This window comes from Flavobacterium rhamnosiphilum (assembly GCF_004349195.1).
Taxonomy (GTDB): Bacteria; Bacteroidota; Bacteroidia; order Flavobacteriales; family Flavobacteriaceae; genus Flavobacterium; species Flavobacterium rhamnosiphilum.
Window position 1 is genome coordinate 96,507 of sequence record NZ_SMLG01000005.1, and the last position, 18,964, is coordinate 115,470.

20 protein-coding genes, 1 tRNA gene and 1 pseudogene are annotated in these 18,964 nt (G+C 33.9%); 15 read left to right on the plus strand and 7 right to left on the minus strand.

Annotation, left to right across the window (positions count from 1 at the left end):
- Positions 1-56: 56 nt before the first annotated feature.
- From E0I26_RS08285 to E0I26_RS08315, 7 genes are all read left to right on the plus strand, one after another.
- Entirely contained in the window at positions 57-1,532 is a 1,476-nt protein-coding gene (locus E0I26_RS08285) for an arylsulfatase (RefSeq protein ID WP_131916024.1), read from the plus strand.
- A gap of 60 nt (positions 1,533-1,592) precedes the next feature.
- Positions 1,593-3,101 carry a sulfatase family protein gene (locus E0I26_RS08290; RefSeq protein WP_131916025.1) on the plus strand — a complete coding sequence of 503 codons (1,509 nt, stop codon included), beginning with the start codon at positions 1,593-1,595 and terminating at the stop codon, positions 3,099-3,101.
- Positions 3,102-3,152: 51 nt separating this feature from the next.
- Positions 3,153-4,265 carry a formylglycine-generating enzyme family protein gene (locus E0I26_RS08295; RefSeq protein WP_131916026.1) on the plus strand — a complete coding sequence of 371 codons (1,113 nt, stop codon included), beginning with the start codon at positions 3,153-3,155 and terminating at the stop codon, positions 4,263-4,265.
- Positions 4,266-4,443: 178 nt separating this feature from the next.
- The gene (locus tag E0I26_RS08300; protein WP_131916027.1) at positions 4,444-5,439 is read left to right on the plus strand and encodes a metal-dependent hydrolase; all 996 of its coding nucleotides are present in this window, start codon (positions 4,444-4,446) and stop codon (positions 5,437-5,439) included.
- Positions 5,440-5,666: 227 nt separating this feature from the next.
- A complete protein-coding gene (locus tag E0I26_RS08305; protein ID WP_131916028.1) occupies positions 5,667-6,290 on the plus strand; it encodes an MCP four helix bundle domain-containing protein in 624 nt (207 codons plus the stop codon).
- A gap of 171 nt (positions 6,291-6,461) precedes the next feature.
- Positions 6,462-7,604, plus strand: a complete 1,143-nt coding sequence (locus tag E0I26_RS08310) for a saccharopine dehydrogenase family protein (RefSeq protein WP_131916029.1) — start codon at positions 6,462-6,464, stop codon at positions 7,602-7,604.
- 204 nt (positions 7,605-7,808) lie between these two features.
- On the plus strand, positions 7,809-8,369 hold the full coding sequence (locus E0I26_RS08315; protein ID WP_131916030.1) for a 2'-5' RNA ligase family protein: 561 nt from the start codon (positions 7,809-7,811) through the stop codon (positions 8,367-8,369).
- Positions 8,370-8,372: 3 nt separating this feature from the next.
- Here the strand turns inward: E0I26_RS08315 and E0I26_RS08320 are convergent, their stop codons facing one another.
- The 5 genes from E0I26_RS08320 to E0I26_RS08340 all read right to left on the minus strand — a co-directional run bounded on the left by E0I26_RS08320 (position 8,373) and on the right by E0I26_RS08340 (position 10,951).
- Positions 8,373-8,966 carry a 2OG-Fe(II) oxygenase gene (locus E0I26_RS08320; RefSeq protein WP_131916031.1) on the minus strand — a complete coding sequence of 198 codons (594 nt, stop codon included), beginning with the start codon at positions 8,964-8,966 and terminating at the stop codon, positions 8,373-8,375.
- Positions 8,967-9,308: 342 nt separating this feature from the next.
- Entirely contained in the window at positions 9,309-10,103 is a 795-nt protein-coding gene (locus tag E0I26_RS08325) for an META domain-containing protein (RefSeq protein ID WP_131916032.1), read from the minus strand.
- 48 nt (positions 10,104-10,151) lie between these two features.
- Positions 10,152-10,535 carry a YchJ family protein gene (locus E0I26_RS08330; RefSeq protein ID WP_131916033.1) on the minus strand — a complete coding sequence of 128 codons (384 nt, stop codon included), beginning with the start codon at positions 10,533-10,535 and terminating at the stop codon, positions 10,152-10,154.
- A 29-nt stretch (positions 10,536-10,564) separates the two neighbouring features.
- Positions 10,565-10,795 carry a hypothetical protein gene (locus tag E0I26_RS08335; RefSeq protein WP_131916034.1) on the minus strand — a complete coding sequence of 77 codons (231 nt, stop codon included), beginning with the start codon at positions 10,793-10,795 and terminating at the stop codon, positions 10,565-10,567.
- A 6-nt stretch (positions 10,796-10,801) separates the two neighbouring features.
- Entirely contained in the window at positions 10,802-10,951 is a 150-nt protein-coding gene (locus tag E0I26_RS08340; protein WP_131916035.1) for a hypothetical protein, read from the minus strand.
- Between the two features lie 362 nt (positions 10,952-11,313).
- Here E0I26_RS08340 and E0I26_RS08345 point away from each other — a divergent pair, with 362 nt between their 5' ends.
- Positions 11,314-14,142: a PAS domain S-box protein gene (locus E0I26_RS08345; protein ID WP_131916036.1), complete on the plus strand. Its 2,829-nt coding sequence runs from the start codon at positions 11,314-11,316 to the stop codon at positions 14,140-14,142.
- Positions 14,139-14,546 (plus strand): response regulator, encoded by a 408-nt coding sequence (locus tag E0I26_RS08350; protein ID WP_131916037.1) that lies wholly within the window; start codon positions 14,139-14,141, stop codon positions 14,544-14,546. The genes E0I26_RS08345 and E0I26_RS08350 overlap by 4 nt, the downstream gene beginning before the upstream one ends.
- 32 nt (positions 14,547-14,578) lie before the next feature.
- Here the strand turns inward: E0I26_RS08350 and E0I26_RS08355 are convergent, their stop codons facing one another.
- Complete coding sequence (locus E0I26_RS08355) at positions 14,579-15,124, minus strand: hypothetical protein (protein WP_131916038.1); 546 nt, start codon at positions 15,122-15,124, stop codon at positions 14,579-14,581.
- A 91-nt stretch (positions 15,125-15,215) separates the two neighbouring features.
- Between E0I26_RS08355 and E0I26_RS08360 the strand changes: the two genes are divergently transcribed.
- From E0I26_RS08360 to E0I26_RS08385, 6 genes and pseudogenes are all read left to right on the plus strand, one after another.
- Complete coding sequence (locus E0I26_RS08360) at positions 15,216-15,461, plus strand: hypothetical protein (protein WP_035672083.1); 246 nt, start codon at positions 15,216-15,218, stop codon at positions 15,459-15,461.
- A gap of 173 nt (positions 15,462-15,634) precedes the next feature.
- Complete coding sequence (locus tag E0I26_RS08365; RefSeq protein WP_131916039.1) at positions 15,635-16,075, plus strand: KTSC domain-containing protein; 441 nt, start codon at positions 15,635-15,637, stop codon at positions 16,073-16,075.
- Between the two features lie 168 nt (positions 16,076-16,243).
- Entirely contained in the window at positions 16,244-16,495 is a 252-nt protein-coding gene (locus tag E0I26_RS08370) for a hypothetical protein (RefSeq protein WP_131916040.1), read from the plus strand.
- 208 nt (positions 16,496-16,703) lie between these two features.
- Positions 16,704-17,474 carry a DUF4369 domain-containing protein gene (locus tag E0I26_RS08375; protein WP_131916041.1) on the plus strand — a complete coding sequence of 257 codons (771 nt, stop codon included), beginning with the start codon at positions 16,704-16,706 and terminating at the stop codon, positions 17,472-17,474.
- Between the two features lie 18 nt (positions 17,475-17,492).
- Positions 17,493-17,879: pseudogene (locus E0I26_RS08380) on the plus strand (TlpA family protein disulfide reductase); the annotation flags it as partial.
- Between the two features lie 173 nt (positions 17,880-18,052).
- Positions 18,053-18,133 (plus strand) — tRNA-Tyr (locus tag E0I26_RS08385).
- A 137-nt stretch (positions 18,134-18,270) separates the two neighbouring features.
- Here E0I26_RS08385 and E0I26_RS08390 read toward each other — a convergent pair.
- A complete protein-coding gene (locus E0I26_RS08390) occupies positions 18,271-18,960 on the minus strand; it encodes an SIMPL domain-containing protein (protein ID WP_131916043.1) in 690 nt (229 codons plus the stop codon).
- Between the last annotated feature and the right edge of the window lie 4 nt (positions 18,961-18,964).

The following is an 18,964-nucleotide window of genomic DNA, read 5'->3' on the forward strand; positions in this document are numbered from 1 at the left end:
ACATAACGCAAATGAAGATATATGCGAGTTACATATGACAAAAAAACATCCACAATATGAATAAAATATGGAATATATTAATTGCATGTTTGATAACAAGTATAGTATTTGCCCAGCAAAAACCGAATATCATTTATATCTATGCGGATGATTTGGGCTATGGAGAATTGGGCTCTTACGGCCAGCAAAAAATAAAAACGCCCAATTTAGATAAGATTGCCAAGGAAGGAATAAAATTCACGCAACATTATACCGGAGCGCCTGTTTGTGCGCCTGCTCGCTGCATGCTTATGACGGGTAAAAATAGTGGGCATTCTTATATTCGGGGAAATTATGAATTAGGAGGATTTGAAGATGAGAACGAGGGTGGACAAATGCCATTGCCGGAAGGAACTTTTACGATTGCAAAATTGATGCAACAGGCGGGTTATATTACGGGAGCTATTGGTAAATGGGGATTAGGAATGAACACGACCACTGGCAATCCAAACAAACAAGGCTTTGATTATTTCTACGGTTATCTCTGCCAGAAACAAGCGCATAATTTTTATCCGACCCATCTTTGGGAAAACGGAAAATGGGATACATTGAAAAATCCGTACATTCAAGTGCACAAACCACTGGCTGCAGCTGCTCCGGATACCGCTTTCGATTATTTCAAAGGAAAAGAATATTCGGTAACAAAAATGGCGGAGAAGACTTTGGATTTTATTAAAAAGAACAAAAAGAAACCATTTTTTTTATACCTGCCTTATACCGGACCGCATGTTTCGCTTCAGGCACCAGATGAAGCGGTGAAAGAATACATTGGCAAATTTGAAGAACAGCCTTATCATGGTGAAAAGGGATATGCTTCTACATTGTATCCCAAATCGACCTATGCAGCCATGATTACCTATATGGATGAACAGGTGGGTCGTATTATGAAGTTGTTAAAAGAACTTGGATTAGATGAAAACACGATAGTGATGTTTTCCAGTGATAATGGTGCCACATTTGATGTAGGCGGAGCAGACACCAAGTTTTTTAATAGCGTTGGTGGATTAAGAGGAAGAAAGCAAGATTTATACGAAGGCGGAATACGTGAGCCTTTTATTGCGCGTTGGCCGGGTAAAATTCCTGCCGGAAAAGTAAGCAATCATATATCGGCACAATTTGATATGATGGCAACCCTGTCTGAAATAACAGGAGTGAAAGCATGGGACAATGATGGAATTTCGCTTTTGCCAACTTTGATGGGGAATGACAATAAGCAAAAAAATCACGACTATCTTTATTTTGAATTTCCTGAAAAAGGAGGTCAGGTAGCTGTCCGTATGGGAGACTGGAAAGGGGTGAAAAGCAATATGAAGAAAAATAAAAACGCCTCTTGGGAAATTTATAACCTTAAGACAGACGAAAAAGAAACGACTGATATTGCTGCCCAGCATCCGGAGCTTGCAAAGAAATTTGAAGAGATACTAAAAAAAGAACATCAGTCATCGCATATAAAGGATTGGGAGTTTATAGATCCGAAGTTTTCTGAAAGATAAAAAAACAACCAAAAGACTCGTTTTAAAATGGGCTAATAAAACAATTAATAAGCTTGAGTTATGAGTAAAATAAGAGTGATGCTAATCGCATGTTTGATAACGAGTGTACTGTTTGCTCAACAAAAACCAAATGTTATAGTCATTTTAACGGATGATTTGGGGTATGGCGATCTAAGTTGTTATGGTGCGACAAAGATCAAGACACCCAATATTGATAAGCTGGCAAAACAAGGCATTCGGTTTACCAATGCGCATTCTACCTCGGCGACCTGTACACCGTCTCGTTATGCAATAATGACGGGGCAATATCCTTGGCGAAAAAAAGGCACGGGAATTCTACCCGGAGATGCCGCTTTAATTGTTCCAACGAATAAAACAACTTTACCTTCCTTGTTTCAGAAGGCTGGTTACCAAACTGGTATAGTTGGAAAATGGCATTTGGGATTGGGTAATAGTTTAGAAAAAGAATGGAACGGGGAATTAAAGCCAGGACCTAACGAAGTGGGCTTTGATTATTCGTTTATATTTCCGGCTACTGCGGATCGTGTGCCCACGGTTTTTGTAGAAAATCACAAGGTAGTCGCATTGGATCCTGCTGACCCTATTCAGGTTGATTATAAAAAAATAGTTGGTAATGATCCAACAGGAAAAGAACATCCTGAATTATTAAAAATGCAGTCTTCTCCCGGACAAGGGCATAACAATACGATTGTAAATGGCATTGGCCGTATTGGATATATGAGCGGCGGCAATAAAGCCCGATGGACCGATGAAGAAATGCCATTGACTTTTTTATCAAAAGCGGAAGAATTTATTGAAACGAATAAACGCAATCCGTTCTTTTTGTATTATACGTTGACTGAACCACATGTGCCCCGCATGCCTTCCACGATGTTTAAAGGGAAAAGTGAGTTGGGCTTTCGTGGCGATGCGATTTTGCAATTAGACTGGACGGTAGGCGAAATTATGAAACAGTTGGAATATCTTGGCATTGCCAAAAATACCATTATCATTTTCAGCAGTGATAATGGCCCTGTACTTGATGATGGCTATCAGGACGAAGCGGTCACAAAACTAAATGGGCATACACCTGCAGGCGTTTTACGTGGCGGAAAATACAGTTTGTTTGAAGCCGGTACAAGAGTTCCATTTATAGTGAGTTGGCAAGGAAAAACAAAACAGGCTGTTTCTGATGCTTTACTTTCTCAGGTTGATTTATTTAGTTCTTTTTCTAAGATGTTGAACATTAAAATGCAGGAAAATGATGCCTCGGATAGTGAAGACATGTTGAATGTAATGTTGGGAAAATCAACAAAAGGCAGGACTGTTTTGGTTGAGCAGGGATTAGTATCATTGGCCATCGTTGAAGGCAACTGGAAATACATCGAGCCAAATAACGGGCAGGCGATGGATATGGCTACCAATACAGAGTTAGGTAATAACCAACAGCCACAGTTATATGATTTAAGTGTTGATATTGGTGAAAAAAATAATCTTGCGGATAAACATCCGATGAAGGTAAATGAGTTAGCGGCTTTATTGCAAAAAATAAGGGATAAAAAGTGGTGAGATTAAATGATTTCTTTAAAATTTGGCTATTAGATTTAATAAAATATAAAAATGAAGTATAAAGCGGTCATTCTGGGATTACTATTGTTTTCACTCGGGGCTTGTGATAAGAAGTCTGACAAAACTTCTAACGCTACTAATGATGCGATGAGCTGTGAATCGGAGCTTCCGTCCCGTTTTTCAGCAACAAAAGACACTATTGCCATCAATAAATCAGGGAAGGTTTCTTATGAGGGAATGGTACAGATACCCACGAGTGAATTTATGATGGGCGCTTCAGATAATGAAGGAAAATCTGATGAATATCCGCAACACCGTGTAAAAATTAATAGTTTTTGGATGGATGCAACCGAAGTTACCAATGCCCAATTTAAAAAATTTGTGGAGGCAACGGGTTATGTCACCACTGCCGAAATAAAACCGGATTGGGAAGAAATGAGAAAACAATTACCGCCGGGCACGCCAAAACCAGACGAGAGTTTATTTGTCACAGCCTCGTTAGTGTTTAAGCCAACTTCCACGGCGGTTAATTTAAGTGATGCCTCCCAATGGTGGAGTTGGACTCAGGATGCCAATTGGAAACATCCGCAAGGACCCGCAAGCAGTATCAAAGGAAAAGATAATTATCCCGTGGTACATATTTCATGGGACGATGCCAATGCGTATGCAAAATGGTCGGGTAAAAGATTGCCTACGGAAGCCGAATGGGAGTTCGCCGCTCGAGGCGGATTGGTTGACAAAAAATATTTTTGGGGCGATGAAGATCCCGAAAAAGGAAAGCCAAAAGCAAATATTTGGCAAGGAAAATTTCCATACTTAAATACGTCTGTTGATAAATTTAAAGGAGCTGCTCCTGTAAAATCTTTTGCGCCAAACAAATTCGGATTGTATGATATGGCGGGCAATGTTTGGGAATGGTGCAGCGACTGGTATACACCTGACTATTATAAGGGGTTGGGCAGTGGTATTTCGATTAACCCGCAAGGACCTCCAAAAAGCTACGATCCCATGGAACCCACCGTTCCCAAAAGAGTGGTGCGAAGTGGTTCTTTTCTTTGCAATGCTTCCTATTGCAAAGGATATCGGGTTACGGCACGAATGAAATCATCTCCCGATACCGGTTTGGAACATACCGGTTTCAGATGTGTGGCTGATGCCAAATAATGAAACTTTACTTTGTTCATAAACTTCGAAACTCTTATACTATTATTTTATAACTTTGCTCCAACCTTTGGTTTTATGTGTTCTTTTAAATACTTCTGAGACTCAAAAGACGCCATCGATAAATAATGAGATGTAAACACTGAGCTGCTAATTTCTGCATCGGGAAGTAAAACTATAAATGGATTCATTAACACAAATCGCTTTAGGAATTGCCATTGCCGAGGTATGTCTAGGCACAAAACTTAAAAACAGAACCTTTTTATATGGTTCGATTTTAGGAACAATTCCTGATTTAGATGTAGTAATCGGTTTATTTTTGAATCCGGTTGACGGGATTATGATTCATCGCGGCGTAAGTCATTCTCTTATATTATTTCTGTTTCTATCTCCTTTTTTGGGTTGGATTATTTCAAAAATAGAAAAGGAAAAAATTAACTTTCTTGGAGCAACATTGATGGTGTTTTGGTGCTTATTCACCCATGTATTGCTCGATATGTTTACTTCCTGGGGCACACAGATTTTATGGCCACTTAGCCATCGATTTGCATTAAAAACAATATTTGTAATTGATCCTTTATACACTATTCCGTTACTTATTTCATTGCTAATGGTTTGGAGGACTAACAAAGTATTACTCCGTAAAAAATATATCAGGAGAGGCTTATACATCAGCAGTGCTTATTTGTTCTTGTCCTGTTTTATAAAACTATATGCTTTGAACCAATTTGAAAAAGCATTAACGAAACAAGGAATCCAATATTCTGAAATTATAGTAAAACCAACAGCTTTCAACCTAATTTTATGGAATGCGAACATAGCAACTTCTGATAATTACTTATTAGGGGATTATTCCCTTTTTGACAGTCAGCCTATTTCATTTACCGCCTATGTTAAGAATGCCGATTTAGAGCGCCAGTTAATAAGAAATTCTGACTTTGAAAAGCTAAAAAAAGTAAGTGAGGGCTGGTACATCGTTTCTAAACAAAACGAAACCTTATACTTCAATGATTTACGCTTTGGTTTGTTAAATGACAACCCAAAACAGCCACAGTTTGCTTTCAGTTATAAATTTGTCCAAACCAATTCAGAATTAAAAGCTGTTGAAGTAACCAAAGAAAAACGAGATGGTAAACGATTACTTCAGAAGATTTTCAAACGATTAAAAGGAAATTAATCATACGGAATAGAAATGAGTATTCATATGCAATTCGCATCTATACTTTTGACGATCCTGGACGTACGCACTATCGTTGTTCTATTTGAAGCAAGTGTAATTTCAAAAAATTAGGGTTATAGTACAATTAAAAAAAATAAACTTCGGTACTTTTTTGTAATCTTTTCTGTAACTGAAACAAATCCAAAACAATACCTTATATTGCAGTAGCCATAAAATCCATTACGATGAAAGATCTAAAAAAATATAGTAATAAAATAAAAGCCGCTTTTGTTTTACTTATTGTTATGCTTATTATCCTGTTGAGTAATTTCAATACGCTACAAAACTCAAAAAAGGCAAATGAGAATATCAATGCAATCTATAATGACAGATTGGTCGTGGCTCGATATATCTTTCAATATGCAAATGAGCTTCATTACATAAAAGCAGACGCAGTAGAAATTAAACTAAATGATATCCAAAAAAAGGATAAGATTACGGCAGCATTAAAAAACATTCAAAGCATCGATAAATTATATTTAAAAACGGTATTGACGTCCAAAGAAAAAATATCCTTTGCTGCATTTCTGGCTTCTTCTTCAGCGATTAATAAACAAACCAAAAATAGAAATTGGCATCAAGTAGTTTACTCCACTAATCAGGCTTTACAAACACTGGAGCAATTATCACAAATTCAAATTAAGGAAGGCAAATCAAAATTATCAAACTCAAATGCCTTGCATAACGGTAATAACACGCTGGGTCAACTTCAGATTACTTTACTGGTTATTTTAGGTGCGGTATCCTTGTATTTGTTAATGGCGAAGAAAAATAAGATCAAAATACCTCAATCTCCAAGTATGAATTAAGTATATGCAAATATATTTTTATACTATGAGAATTAATAATTGTCATTCAACCAGCACACAATACAAAAAATCCAACTGTAACGCAATTAATGGAAATACAATTATTTAAAAACCAACAAATTAACATATTCTATCAAATACTAAATCGAGAAAAAATAGTAACTTTAGTATATGAAAAAGCATCACACTATTATTGTTGCCGGAGCAGGTGGAATTGCCGAAGCTGTCGGTTTGTTATTGATGGAATGGAGCGAAGTCCCCCCTACTCTTTTTATTGGTGACAGAACCCTTTCAAAAGCAAAAAAAGTGGCTCGTTGGATTGAAGAAGGAACAACGAAACCCTGCTCCGTTACCGACTTTCACCTTGCTGAAAAAGGCCTAACGGAGGAAATGACAGCAATTTTGCATCAAGGAGATATCATTCTCGACTGCCTACCGGGCAGCCAAGCACCAAGGATAGCCCAATTTGCAAAAGATTTTAATCTGCATTATGCTAATCTCACAGAATATGTTTCAGAAACCGAAGAAATAATGACTCTGGCAAAAGATACCAAAACTGGTTTTGTGCTTCAAACGGGTCTGGCTCCCGGCTACATAGACTTGCTCGCCAATGGTCTTTTTCAACAGTTTTGCATTGACTTTGGAGTAGATAAAGTGGATAAATTAGAAATGAAAGTTGGCGCTCTGACCAATCATGCTGTTGCTCCGCATTACTATGGATTTACTTGGAGTCCGGTGGGTGTTGCTACCGAATATCTGAAAGAAACCATAGTCTTAAGGGATTTTAAAAAAACTACGCTGCCTTCATTGTCGGAAAGAGCTACTATTATTATTGACGGCATTGCTTATGAAGAGGATCTCACCTCTGGTGGCGCAGCAGATTTGCCTGATGCATTGTTAGGAAAGGTGCGTTCACTTGATTACAAAACCTTACGTCATCAAGGGCATTATGCTTGGGTACAAGAACAACTTACTACTTTAGGGAATACATCTGACGCAATTAAAACTCTTCAAGAAAAAATGGAAGCTGTAATCCCTCATATTGAAGACGACAAAATTGTTTTGTATGCTGCCGTAGAAGGCAAAGATGCAGCTGGAATTTTGCGCAGACGAGAGATTGCGAAATGTATACTTCCTCAAAAAGTAGGAAAACATCAATTGAGGGCCATCCAAACGACCACGGCAGCACCCTTAGCGCAAGCAGCCCAATTATTACTCGAAACTCCTCATAGCGGAGTTGTTTTGCAAAGCTCAATTGATCCAATACAATTTTTAAACGGGAATTATATTGCACGTGTTTATGGGAAATTATAAACATTAACGAATCCGTAACTTCATCTTCAACGAGGGTTCTCGATGCTTCCCAAAGGTTTTCTGCCGTAAACCTTTGCTTAACTCGAACTGACGACTGTGCTGAGATGTCACTTTGTCTTCTAATACGTATCAGGACTCTTCATAAGATTCACAATAACGCTTGTAGTAATTATTTACATTTGTAGTATGATAAAATCATAACCTATGGAAAAACAATATTCTGTTGCGATATACCCTTCTGAAGCAGTTGTTGCTTTGGTTAAGTCGATGAAAGAACAATTAGCCAAGGAAGTAGGTTGGTTTCACAGTAGAAATTCTGTTGCTCATATTACCATTTGTGAATTCAAAGCAACTGATAAACAAATTGAAATCATTAAAAATCAATTAAACCGATTGTGTGATACTTTGGAACCCGCTGAAGTTTCTCTAAATGAATTTGGCTCCTATCCTAATGGTGCTTTTTTCATGTCGCCCAACGAGGATTCTAAAAACCGTTTAAAACTCCTAATGAAACAGGTTCACGAATCGCTTCGAAACTTGAACATGCAAAAAAGTAATGATCCACACCTGTCCATTGCACGAAGATTAACTCCAGAAAATCTTGAAAAAGCGAACCGTTTATTTACCACAATTGGCATTCATTTCTTGTGTGACAGTATCGTTTTACGAAAGTTTGATGAGAACATAAAACAATTTTTTGTGATCCATGAGTTTAAGTTTAACAGTAATACACAACCCAAACTTGTACAAGGAACACTTTTTTAGTCATCAATCACTCTTCAACCATCCCGTAATGCTCATTCTGGTATTTTGAGTTACCAAAACTTCATGAACCAGCTCGTCGCTTTTAAAGAAAACAGTCTTGCCTTGTGTAGGTGAAATTTTCTGATTGTTGTCTAATTGATGAATCAGCAATTCTCCTCCATCACTTTCTTGCCAATCGCTATTTAAATAACTAATCATAGAGTATTTTCGGCTGGGATTGTTCTTGAATTGATCCAAATGTTTTAAATAAAAATCCCCCGATTCATACAACGAATAATGAAATTCATACCCCGTTATTCCCGCGTAACAACTTTGGTTCAGATAAAGAATAAATTCTTCTATTTGAGCAAAAAATTCATTTTCGAATGCATTATTGTGTTTTTTGTCAAGCCAATAAATGGAATCGCTTCGTATCGCACCATCATAAGAAACTTTCTCTGAGTTGCCAATTCCTGCTTCTTTCAACAAACTTTTCTGATTCAAAGCAATCAAATTTTGTTTTAGATTATTGGCCAAATTAGTACTCAAAAAATGTTCGGATATACCTACTTTATTTTCAATATAAGTAGCAATCAAAGCTTCAAAGCTATTTTCCATGTCTGTTTTCATTGGCTGCATAAACTGCCAACGGGACAAGGTAGACTAAATAAAACTGTTAGACTCTCATTATGAAATAAATAAAATTATTTCTTTATCAAACATTCCTTAAAAAGACTTGTTGCATAAAATAAACCGTCAATTCGCTAATTAAAAACGGTTCTCGATACATTTTTTGTTCCGTTTTACTCCACAAAAAACACTCGAACTGACGTTTTAAACAATTACACCCAAAGAGTTGAATTTAATATCCTTCAAGCAAACGTTTATTAATTTTTAGCAAAACTGTCGCAAAAAAAAAATCACAACTGAGCTGTGATTTTTTAATCAGAATGATTAAAATTAATCTACTTTTTTGAATATCAATTCAATTCCGGATTGATTTTTCAACGTTAGTTTCATATTTTCAACGCTATAAGAAGTGGTACTTTGCAAAGAAGTAAGAAACTCACTTTCTCTATTTTGTGGTTCACAAGCCATCATAGTAGAAGCTATGTTTGTGAATCGTAAAAGTCCTTTCTCAAAAAATAGAGATCCATTCATGGTATTACAACCTCCAAATCCAAAAAATTTATTTGTAGTTGCATTAATTTCAATTCTTGGAAACTCTCTTTTGAACTTCGTACGAGTTACATTCTCTCCATTCATTTTTTCTAACACCCAAATATCATGTAACTTAGCATCTGTAATGTAGGTTCCACAACCATTAAAAACAATACTATTATCTGTTTTTCCTTTAGTTATTTCGATTTTAACAACATAAGGAGAAATAGCACCCGACATAGAGTTAATGCATTCTTCCTGCCTAATTTCGATATTCATATTTCCAGATTCTGTAGCAACACGATACATTTTCACATTGGCATCCATGGCTCGTATTGGTGCTACAAATGGCGCATTGAAAGATTCAAATCCCGCATTCAATGATGCAAAAACGATATTATTGTCTGATATTTTTAAACTCCAAAAAGGTTCATTACCTGTAGCTCTAAAATAAATCATTTGCTCTAAGTTTTCCATTTGTTCTTTGTAGGCTGGAGTTGACTCGGTTTCAGAGCTAATTTGAATTGGTACTTTATTGGTTTTACAACTTACAATAGTTAATAAAACAATACTAAAAAAGACATTTCTAATCATAATACCATTTTTTATAATTATTAAATAGAGAACATACAAAAGCTAGATTCAATCAAAAAACTTCCCATCCACATAAAACCAACTTCCATTTTCGAATTTAAAAGTAGACCGTTCATGATGTAGTTGTTTCTGTAGTTTATTGTCCAAAAAGTAGGCTTTGAACTCCACCGTGTTTTCTGTAGCCTTTATAATTTCTAATTGAAGCCATTGATTTGAAGTAGCCCAATTAAGAATATCGGATTTCGAATAGTATTTTCTCTCTGAAATATGGGTTGTTGCCAATAAATATTCAGCTGCATGTGTTGCATAAGCCGAATAACGGGAACGCATTAAAGCTTCAGCAGTTGGTGCTTTTTGAGTTCCATTAATAAATGGTTCACAACACTCCTTAAAATTTTCCTGAGAGCCACAAGGACATTTTATTGTTGTCATTTTATCTAAAAACTATTGAAATCTATCGGTTATAATTGACCATTAAGTGCAATTATTTTTTGTTGCAATTGATTCAACAGTACTTGATACTTACTGATTTCGATTAGATCTTCATCATCTTCTGCAAAATCAAGTAATTCATCCAGATCCTCACTGACTTCAGCCAATTTGTTATTAGCCTCTTTCCCATTTTTACTGGCAATCAAATCAATTATTTCCTGAACACCTTTTTTTAGATCCGTAAATTTATTGTTTTCCATCTTTAATTATTTTTCTGAAGCCTTATCTTCATTAAACTTTTTAACAATTTGTTTTAGTTTTTCTTTGCGGAGAATCTCAGCCTGTTTTACTTTATCCTGAGCCTTATGCAACTTATCATTGTGCTTTTTTATGTTTCTTTCGTTATTTCTACTCATGGCATTTATCTTTTAACTCTCAAATCAATTATCCGATTTAGGAACTCCTGCAAAGTTCGGCTTATTTATTGAAATTCAAATTGTTTTTAATTTGATAATTTATCATTTTAGATAATGATCCATTTTATTATTCCCTGTGTTTTCTCTAATTATTTATATTTTTTTAACAAGCTAACACACTTTTTTTTTACAAATAGTAGTTTTTATATACATTTGATGTTACAATCAATAGGATTAAACATTTTAATACCCTAAAAATTAATAATTTAACCATACTAATAAAACATTATGCCGTTATACTATTTTTATATATATTTATTTACAAAAAAATTGAGCATTCTGAATTCTTCCAAATAGTACAAATGGACAATAAAAAATACCCTAAATTCATCAGATGGTTCTTAGACAGGCCAAAAACAACGGGTTTTATCACTTTCATATTCCTGAGTTATGTAGCAGGATTTATCGTCTCTCAGCAATATCAACTTATAAAAGAAGGTGAGCAACGAGAAATGAATAATACACTTCGCATTGTTAATCAAAATATAGAGCAATCACTAAAAAACTGTTATACGACTACATTAACATTAGCATTGACTATTAATGACCTGGGCATTCCAGAAAATTTTGATGATGTAGGTAAAAAACTGATGGAATCAAATACCAATATTAATGCTGTCCAATTGGTCCCTAATGGAGTGATAAAGTACATTTATCCCATAAAAGGGAACGAAGCTGCTATAAATCTAAATATTTTAGCTTCTCCTTATCTTAAAGAAGAAGCCTTAAAATCAGTTTCCTCTCAAAAGATGTATTTTGCCGGTCCACTTAAATTAAGACAAGGCGGAATGGGAATTGTAGGAAGGTTTCCCGTTTTTCGGAACAATAAATTTTGGGGATTTTCAGCAGTTATAATTAAATTAGATAATTTATTGAAATCTTCAGGAATAAATACTGTTGATGATTCAAAATATTATTTTCAGTTTTCAAAGAAAAATACAACGACCAAAAAGGAAATTTTTTACTTACCAAATAAAACTGATTTTTCTGAAAAATACAATATCTCAACAATTATTCCGGATGGTGATTGGAAATTATACCTAATATCTAAGCATCCGAATTATTTTTATGCCCAGATTCTAATTCCAGCAATTATTGGATTTATATTAGCCGCACTTTTTGGTATTTTGATATACACTTTATTAAAAATACCGGAAGAATTACAATTTTTAGTAAATACTCAAGCAACAAAACTCTTGAATAGTGAAATAAAATTTAAAACCATTTTCGATCAAGCCTCTGTAGGAATAGCACTTGTCGATGCCAGTTCCGGTACTTATATCGAAATTAATAAACAATACTGCAACATGCTAGGCTATACGTCACAGGAAATGAGGGAGCAAAATTTTCAACTGGTAACCAATTCCAATGGAGTATCGAACAAGGAAAGAAAGGATAAAAAAATTATTCCGGAAAATTCTGGCGTAAAACAATACCGCACTAAATCAGGAAAAATTGTTTGGGCAAACTTGACCGTTACGCCACTTTTGGAAACAAGTGCAAGACCAAGTACCAATATCATTATTGCTGAAGATATTACTTTACAAAAAGAAACCGATGAAATAATCAAAAAAAGTGAAATACGATTTAAAAGTCTCTTTGAAGATTCTCCAATACCTTTGTGGGAAGAAGATTTCTCGAAAGTAAAAAACTATCTTGAAGAATTGAACCTTATCCATAAAGATTCAAAAGAGGTTTTACTTTATTTAAATGAGCATCCTGACGTTGTAAAGGAATGCATTTCCTTAGTTAAAGTAATTGATGTCAACAATGTATGTTTAAAGCTTCATGAGGTCAAATCTAAAAAAGAATTAATCGCAGGACTTGATCAAATCATTTCTAAAGAATCTATTGATGGTTTTACAAAACAGCTCATTGCGATTACTCAAGGCGAAAAACAATTGATTACCGATTCTACAATAAAAAATTCTTTTGGTCAATACCGAGATGTAAATTTAAGATGGAATGTCATTCGAGGTTATGAAAAAACATTGGAAAGAATTATTGTCTCTACTGAAGATATTACAGACCGTAAATCATCGGAAAATTTAATTCTTAAATCACAGCAAAGAGTTGAATCCCTAATTAATACTATTGATGGAATAGTTTGGGAATGTGATGCTAAAACCTTCGCTTTTAATTTTATAAGTCAAAAATCAGAAAAAATATTAGGATATACTTCTGAGGAATGGTTAGCGAGTAAAACCTTTTGGGCTGACCATATTCATCCTGAAGATAAGGAATGGACCATGAATTATTGTGCTTTAAAAACTAAAGGGAATTTAAATCATGATTTTGAGTATCGGATGATTGCAAAGAACGGAGCTGTTGTTTGGCTAAGAGATATTGTAAATGTAATTTCCGAAAATGGTCAGGCTTTTAGTTTGCGAGGTATAATGATTGATATTACAAAGACAAAAGAAGCAGAGAAAGATTTAAATGACTCTTTCAATTTAGTGACTGAACAAAACAAAAGGCTACTTAACTTTTCCTATATTGTTTCTCATAATTTAAGATCACATACCAGCAACATTGCCTCTATTATGTCTTTGATAGAATCTTCTGAATCAGAAGAAGAGAAAGATGAAATGATACAATTATTGAAATCTGTTTCTAATTCCTTAAATGAAACAATGGTTCACTTAAACGAGGTCATAAATATAAGGGCTAATATAGGTTTAGTATCTGAATCTTTGAACTTACAGCAGTATTTAGATACTGTTCAAAAAGTGCTTTCGGAGCAAATAACCTCAAAAGATGTTTCCATTTCTACTATCATGCCAGAGAATGTGATGATAAATTATAATCCAGCCTATCTGGAGAGTATTCTTTACAACATTATTTCTAACTCAATCAGATATAGTCATCCGGAACGAAAACCAATTATAGTCATTCAATGGATAGAGGAGAACGACACAAAAGTACTTCAGATTTCCGATAATGGTATCGGTATTGACCTTGTTAAAAACGCGGATAAAATTTTCGGGATGTACAAAACATTCTCTACTAATTCTGATTCAAAAGGAATTGGATTATTTATTACAAAAAATCAAATTGATGCCATGGGCGGAAATATAACCGTGGAAAGCAAACCCAATATAGGAACAACATTTAAAATCTATATTCAATGACAAAAAAAGCAATCTGGGTAATCGATGATGATCCTATTTATCAAATCATCATTAATAAAATCATTCAAAGATCTGAAATGTTTTCAATCGTTACTACTTTCAAAAACGGGAAAGAAGCTATAGACGCATTGCACGACACAGTACATCATAAACTGGATACTACTGAAATACTTCCAGATATAATCCTATTGGATATCAATATGCCAATCATGGATGGCTGGGAATTCATGGAAAAAATGGGGTTAATAAAATCTAAATTCAGCAAACCAATCACCGTATATATCGTAAGCTCCTCTATTGCAGCTGAGGACAAAAACAAATCGAAAACCTATACAGACATATTGGGTTATTTATCTAAACCTGTCACTATAAATGATTTAGTATTGATTGCTTCGAATGATTAAAATGTAACGTTTGTATCAATCATCCCTTAGATTTATTTCAATTCTTTTTTTATTTCTTCCAAAGATTTATTGGTAAAGATTAATTCATCAATTATTTTCTTTCTCAAAAAATCCAAATCTTCATAATCAAAATACTTAGCCCAAGAAGTCAAATTAAATAAATTTCGGACTTGCTTGATTCTTTTTGTAGTTTCAAAACTGGTTCTAAGTATGGCTTTTTTATCATAGCTTGGATTGTTCCTATGTTGATAATTGACCGTTTTCTTTAGATAATTGGCTTCTAAATAATATAATTCATCTAGAGCATTATCTGGATAAAAATTGATCCAAGGCGCAAAACCTAATTTTATTTTAGAATCTATTTCTGGTTCTAATGGTTCTAAACGCCATTTACTGTTAGCCAATCGTCCCCAGTGATTCGACAAGCGATACATTCCCACTTTAGTATAATAATATTTACTTCCCGATTTACTGTCGTATTGAAGTTCTAATCCATTTATGCTGTCCAAAGACGCTTCATGAAAGACACAAAAAGTATTTTTGAAGGAATTGGGGTTGGGACGAAATATTTTTTCCATTAAACAAAGGTAATCAGAAAGTCTAAAATAGAGCAAGACAAGTAATATTTGATTAACTTTGCCAACTAGAATTAGTAAAAATAAATTGATTATGACCAAAGCTTCTGAAGAAAGAATGTTACAAAAAGGTGTTTACACCGGAATTATGGAAAAAGATGAAAACAACAACTTTTTTTGTGGGGAATATCTTTTAGATTATAAAATGGCCCAAAAACATACTGTTGGTGATTGGATTACAATAAAATCAATCATTGAAAATCCAAGCGATATCAGTTATAATAAATATCCGAAAAAGTCTAAAAATTTCGACAAAGCCAATAATAAACCACAACAATAGTACATTTTTATCTTACTTTTTTAACAAAAGAATAGAATTTAAGTTCTTTTTTTTGAATATTTTTTTGTCACAAACTAAAAAAATAAAAAAAAGTGTACCTTTGCAAAAAATTTGTCGATTTTGAAATCAAATTACATTGATTTAATACTAAAAGACAAGTAGTTACCTTATTTATGAAAAAAATAGTTGAATACCGCAAACTGCTAAATGTAGATAAAACTGCAGAGCTAAAAGATTTGAAAACGATTTATCGTAACGCTATGAAAGAAGCGCATCCTGACAAATTTCAGGGCGATGAAACCGGATTGAAAGCTGCTGAAGAAAATAGTAAAAAAATTATTGAAGCATATCATTTCTTGGTAAGTATCAATCCTGAAACTCTTAAACAAAACTTACCTGAATATACTGAAACTATAGCAACTGCTACAATTTCAGATTACAAGTTTGTTGAAGGAAGATTAATTATTAATTTTTCAAATGGTAGTGTTTACGAATACATCAGTGTGCCTAAAGCAACTTATGTAAAAATGGTAAATGCTGATTCTCCTGGAAGATTTGCAAAAAGACATATCTTGAATTCTTTTACTTGGAGAAAAACAATCAACCAAGACTAGTTTTTACAAGAGCACAAATAGCTAAGCATCCTTCTAAAGGGTGCTTTTTTATTTTCACCTATTTTCTTTATAATTATTTTGTAAAAAAAATAATTAATTATCGTTTATAATCAACTTGTTTTAAGTATTTTAGCAAGCCTAGAAAACTACTCCTTAAAGCGACCAATCATGAAAGACTCATGTGTTCTGTACCAATTTCAATATAAGAAAGCTAAAGAAACGCTTGCTGTTCTTGAAAAACAAAAAGCACAAATTGATTTTAATCTCAAAACGAATCCCATTTGTTCCATTTTGCATAAAGAATTAAGAACTGTAAACCTGAACATAAAGATTACGGAAAATGAGATAGAACATACAAAATCTGCTATACTGAAGTATGAATCAAAAAATGATTTTTCAATAAAAGAGACACAACCATAATTAAAACAAGATTCTTTTTTTCGGAACAAACTATCCTTTCAAACAATGAATACACCTCATTCATTATGATACAGAATGACTACAAATAGAATACAGATCAATTCCTAATTAAGAATGAAAAATAATAACAAAAATTTAGGCTGTAAAATTATTAATAATTTATAATTTTAAATACTTTTGCAACCTTAACTTAATTAACTAATTAATAATGAAAAAAATAATTTTATTACTTTCTGCTGCTGTTGTTTTAATTTCTTGTAGCAAAGTTGGCAAAGATGAATACATCATTTCAGGGACTGCAACAGGAATTGAAAATGGTAAAACAATTATCTTGGAGACACAAGATGCGAATGGCATGGGATTGCTTGCAAAAGATACCGTAAAAGTTGAAAATGGTAAATTTGAAATGAAAGGGACAATTACTGAACCATCATTTTATACGATTCAATTAGAAGGAGCGCAAGCTAAAATACCTTTCATACTTGAAAATGGAGAAGTAACTATCGCTATTAACAAAGACAGTATTCAAAAATCTAAAGTCTCTGGAACTTATAATAACGACGAATACGTAGCATTCAATGAAGAAATCACTAAAGTTCAAAAGAAACTTATGGATTTTCAAACCAAAAACATGAAAGCTATGGAAACTGCTCAACAAACTAAAGATACAGTAGTTATCAATAAGTTGATGCAAGAATTTTCTAAAATTCAAGAAGAAGTTGGTGTAGCTTCAAAAGCTAAATACGTAACTTATGCAGAAACACATCCTAAAGCATTTATTTCTGCTTTGATTATACAAGGTATGTTAAATGATCCAACTGCTGATGTTGCAAAATCTGAAAAATTATACAACAGCTTAGAAGAATCATTGAAAAAAACAAAACCAGGTATTGCCATCAAAGCTAAACTTGCTGAAATGAAAATGCCTTCTGTAGGAGCTGCTCCTGCTCCATCAGCTCCGGCTGCTGAAGCTAAATGAAGAGCCGATTTTTCAGGTCCTAATCCCCAAGGGAAAACAATTTCTCTAAAAGAAAATTTAGGAAAGGTTACAATCGTTGACTTTTGGGCTTCATGGTGTGGACCTTGTCGACAAGAAAACCCAAATGTTGTAGCTCTATACAAAGAGTTACACAGCAAAGGTCTAAACATAATTGGTGTCTCTTTAGATAAAGATGCCAAAGCCTGGAAAGATGCTATTGCAAAAGATAAACTAACATGGAATCATGTTTCAAATTTGAAATTTTGGGATGAACCTATAGCTAAGCAATATAAAGTAGAATCGATACCGGCTACTTTTATTCTTGATGCATCAGGAAATGTAGTCGCAAAAGATTTAAGAGGTGCGGAACTTAGAGCAAAAGTTTTAGAACTTTTAGCAAAATAACCCCATTTATCGCTATAAAACAAAAAATCTCCCTAGTGGAGATTTTTTTATTTTATTCAATACCAATGCATTAAAAATAATAGTAAAATTAAGTGCAAATATAGTTTGGAAACTTCAAAAGTGTTTCTATATTTGCACCCGGTTAGCACAATAAGCAATGCTTATTGAGTCTTGGGGAGATACTCAAGCGGCCAACGAGGGCAGACTGTAAATCTGCTGTGTAAACTTCGCAGGTTCGAATCCTGCTCTCCCCACGAAAACTCTTCAAGCAATTGAGGAGTTTTTTTTATATACAATAATTGATACTTTCGTATTGCAGTTTATTCAAAAAAAAAATCCCATCTCATTTTTGAATCTGAGATGGGATTTTTTAATTATGATTTTAGCTTCTTTATTCTAAAATAAAACTTACAGTTACATTAGCAGTAATATTGATTTCTCCAATAGCCAGCGTTTCTCTTGGAGCACTAGCATCACTTCTTTCCATTGTTTTCATTGCAGCATACATTGGTTGCGGATAATAGGTTTGTGAATTATCAGATATTGTCATGGCACGCCCAACTTTTTGTCCTAAAACAGAAACATAATCCTCTGCTTTCAATTTAGCCTCTTTCATCGCTAATTTTCTAGCTTCTGATTGATATTGTGCCAACTTTGAAGATTGAAAAGTAACATTGTCAATTCTATTAATTCCTTCGTCAACTAATCCTTCCATCAATTCATCATACGTTGATAAATCTCTCAATAAAATTTCGATTGTTTGAGTCGCATTATAACTGTGTTTCTTTTTTTCATAATCGTATTGTGGATTCAATGAAACACGTTGCGTTTTATAATCTGCCGGTGCCAAGTTCATTTTTTTGATAAACTTTAAAACCGCTTCAATCTTTTGATCATTTTGCTTTTTTACGTCTTTGGCATTATTCCCTTTTGTCTCAACAGTAACTGCTATAGTAGCCTGATCCGGAATTACCTTTACTTTTCCTTCTCCACTTACGTTTATTTGAGGAACTTGTTTAACTTCTTGTCCATAAGACATCGAAACAAACAGAATAGACAGAATTAGTAGTGCTTTTTTCATTTTT